We start from the raw sequence: 2,737 nt of genomic DNA on the forward strand, positions 1-2,737 counted from the left end.
GTCCGCGAGGTCGCGGACCCGCCCCTTCCCCGTGCGTGCGGTTCAGGCGGTCTGGACCGGCTTGCCGTCGTGCAGGGCGATCGCACGCTGCATCGCCTTGCGGGCCCGCGGGGTGTCACGGGCGTCGTGGTAGGCGACGGCGAGACGGAACCAGGTGCGCCAGTCCCCCGGGGCGGCCTCGGTCTCGGCCTTGCGCCGGGCGAAGACCTCGTCGGCCGAGTCGCGGTCGACGCGGCCGCCAGGGGTGCGCCTGAGTTCGTCGACGGGCAGGCCGCCCTCGGCGTCGAGTTCCGCGGCGAGGGCGTTGGCCCGGCGGACGAACTGGGTGTTCTTCCACAGGAACCAGACGCCGATCACCGGCAGGACGAGCACCGCCACGCCGAAGGTGACGGTCAGCAGCGTGCCGGACTGGATGAGCATGACGCCGCGGCTGCCGACCAGGACGAAGTAGAAGACCAGGACGGCGGCCGTGACGGCGTAGGAGATCTTCGCGCGCATGACGTCAGGACTCAGTTCAGGTCGAGGAAGTGTTCCAGGCCGAAGGTGAGACCCGGCGTCGACACCACCCTGCGGGCGCCCAGCAGGATGCCCGGCATGAAGCTGCTGTGGTGCAGCGAGTCATGGCGGACCGTGAGGGTCTCGCCTTCGCCGCCCAGCAGAACCTCCTGGTGGGCCAGCAGGCCGCGCAGCCGGACGGCGTGGACGGGGATCCCGTCGACGTTCGCGCCGCGCGCCCCGTCCAGGCCCGTCTCGGTGGCGTCCGGGGCCGGGGCGGTCCCCGCGTTGCGGCGGGCCTCGGCGATGAGCTGGGCGGTGCGCGTGGCGGTGCCGGAGGGGGCGTCCACCTTCTTCGGGTGATGCAGCTCCACGACCTCGACCGACTCGAAGTAGGGCGCGGCGATCTGCGCGAACTTCATGGTGAGGACGGCCCCGATGGAGAAGTTCGGGGCGATGAGCACGCCCGTCCGCGGGGACGCGGCCAGCCAGCCCTCGAGCTGCGCGAGGCGTTCCTCGGTCCAGCCGGTGGTGCCGACCACGGCGTGGACGCCGTGCCCCACGCAGAACTCGAGGTTGTCCATCACCGAGGCCGGGGTGGTCAGCTCGACGGCGACCTGCGCCCCGGTCTCCGTCAGCGTCTGAAGCTTGTCGCCGCGGCCGAGGGCGGCCACCAGTTCCATGTCCTCGGCGGCCTCGACCGCCCGTACCGCCTCGGAGCCGATCCGGCCGTTGGCGCCGAGGACGGCCACGCGCAGCTTGCTCATCTCTGTGCTTCCTTACCGAAGATGCTTGCCGATGGTGCTTGCCGAAGACCGGACGGGGTCAGGCGACCGCGTCGTGCAGCCGGGCGGCCTGCTTGTCCTTGAGCGGGCCGATGACCGACAGCGAGGGCCGTCGTCCCAGGATGTCGCGCGCCACCGCGCGGACTTCGTCCGGGGTCACGGCAGCTATCCGGCCGAGCATGTCGTCGACCGACATCTGCTCGCCCCAGCACAGCTCGCTCTTGCCGATCCGGTTCATGAGCGCGCCGGTGTCCTCCAGGCCGAGGACCGTGGAGCCTCGCAGCTGGCCGATGGCGCGGCCGATCTCGTCGTCGGACAGGCCGTGCTCGGCGACCTGGTCGAGTTCATCACGGCAGATCTTCAGGACGTCGTGGACCTGCGAGGGCCTGCAGCCCGCGTACACGCCGAAGAGACCGCAGTCGGCGAAGCCCGAGGTGTACGAGTACACGCTGTAGGCCAGACCGCGCTTCTCGCGGACCTCCTGGAAGAGCCGGGAGGACATGCCTCCGCCCAGGGCCGTGTTCAGCACGCCGAGCGCCCAGCGGCGGTCGTCCGTGCGGGCCAGGCCGGGCATGCCGAGGACGACGTGCGCCTGTTCCGTCTTGCGGCCGATCAGCTCGACGCGGCCGGCGGTGCGGATCGCCCGCCGGCCGTCGCGGGGGGCGATGGGCGCGGCGTCGGCGCTCTTGAAGGCGCCCGCCTTGTCGAAGGCCGCGCGGACCTGGCGGACGACCTTGTTGTGGTCGATGTTGCCCGCGGCGGCCACCACCAGGTGGGTGGGGTCGTAGTGCTTCTTGTAGAAGCGGCGGATGCGGTCGGCGGTGAGGGCGTTGACCGTGTCGACGGTGCCGAGGACCGGGCGTCCCAGGGCGGTGTCCCCGAACATCGTCTGCGCGAACAGGTCGTGCACGCAGTCGCCGGGGTCGTCGTCGGTCATGGCGATCTCTTCGAGGATCGCGCCGCGCTCGACGTTGACGTCCTCCTCGCGGATGAGGGAGCCCGTCAGCATGTCGCAGACGACGTCGATGGCGAGTGGCAGGTCGGTGTCGAGCACGCGCGCGTAGTAGCACGTGTACTCCTTCGCCGTGAACGCGTTCATCTCGCCGCCGACCGCGTCTATGGCGGAGGAGATGTCCAGCGCGGACCTGCGCGTCGTGCCCTTGAAGAGCAGGTGCTCCAGGTAGTGCGTGGCGCCGTTCAGGGACGGCGTCTCGTCGCGGGAGCCGACGTGCGCCCAGATGCCGAAGGTGGCGGAGCGGACCGAGGGGAGCGTCTCGGTGACGATGCGCAGGCCGCCGGGGAGGGTGGTCTTGCGGACGACACCGATGCCGGCCGTGCCCTTGATCAGGGTTTGGGTACGGGCGAGCGGCGCCCCCCACCCAAAGGTGGCGGGCCACGCCCGGGTGCGTAACTACGACGCATATAGCAGAAGAAAGATGAAGAAACATCCACATAAA

At 70.6% G+C, this 2,737-nt stretch carries 2 protein-coding genes and 1 pseudogene; all 3 read right to left on the reverse strand.

From position 1 onward, the window contains the following. Positions 1-42: 42 nt before the first annotated feature. The gene (locus ACFVYK_RS28185) at positions 43-498 is read right to left on the reverse strand and encodes a hypothetical protein (protein ID WP_389778856.1); all 456 of its coding nucleotides are present in this window, start codon (positions 496-498) and stop codon (positions 43-45) included. 11 nt (positions 499-509) lie between these two features. After that, on the reverse strand, positions 510-1,262 hold the full coding sequence (gene dapB / locus ACFVYK_RS28190) for a 4-hydroxy-tetrahydrodipicolinate reductase (protein WP_389778858.1): 753 nt from the start codon (positions 1,260-1,262) through the stop codon (positions 510-512). Positions 1,263-1,320: 58 nt separating this feature from the next. After that, positions 1,321-2,646 (reverse strand): annotated as a pseudogene (locus tag ACFVYK_RS28195) (M16 family metallopeptidase); the annotation flags it as partial. Positions 2,647-2,737: the final 91 nt, after the last annotated feature.

This window comes from Streptomyces sp. NPDC058291 (assembly GCF_042880855.1).
In the GTDB taxonomy this organism is placed as follows: Bacteria; Actinomycetota; Actinomycetes; order Streptomycetales; family Streptomycetaceae; genus Streptomyces.

Bases quoted from the DNA above. Each gene is read 5' to 3' on its own strand.
- ACFVYK_RS28185 (WP_389778856.1), bottom strand. From the start codon at position 498: ATGCGCGCGAAGATCTCCTACGCCGTCACGGCCGCCGTCCTGGTCTTC.
- dapB (WP_389778858.1), bottom strand. From the start codon at position 1,262: ATGAGCAAGCTGCGCGTGGCCGTCCTCGGCGCCAACGGCCGGATCGGC.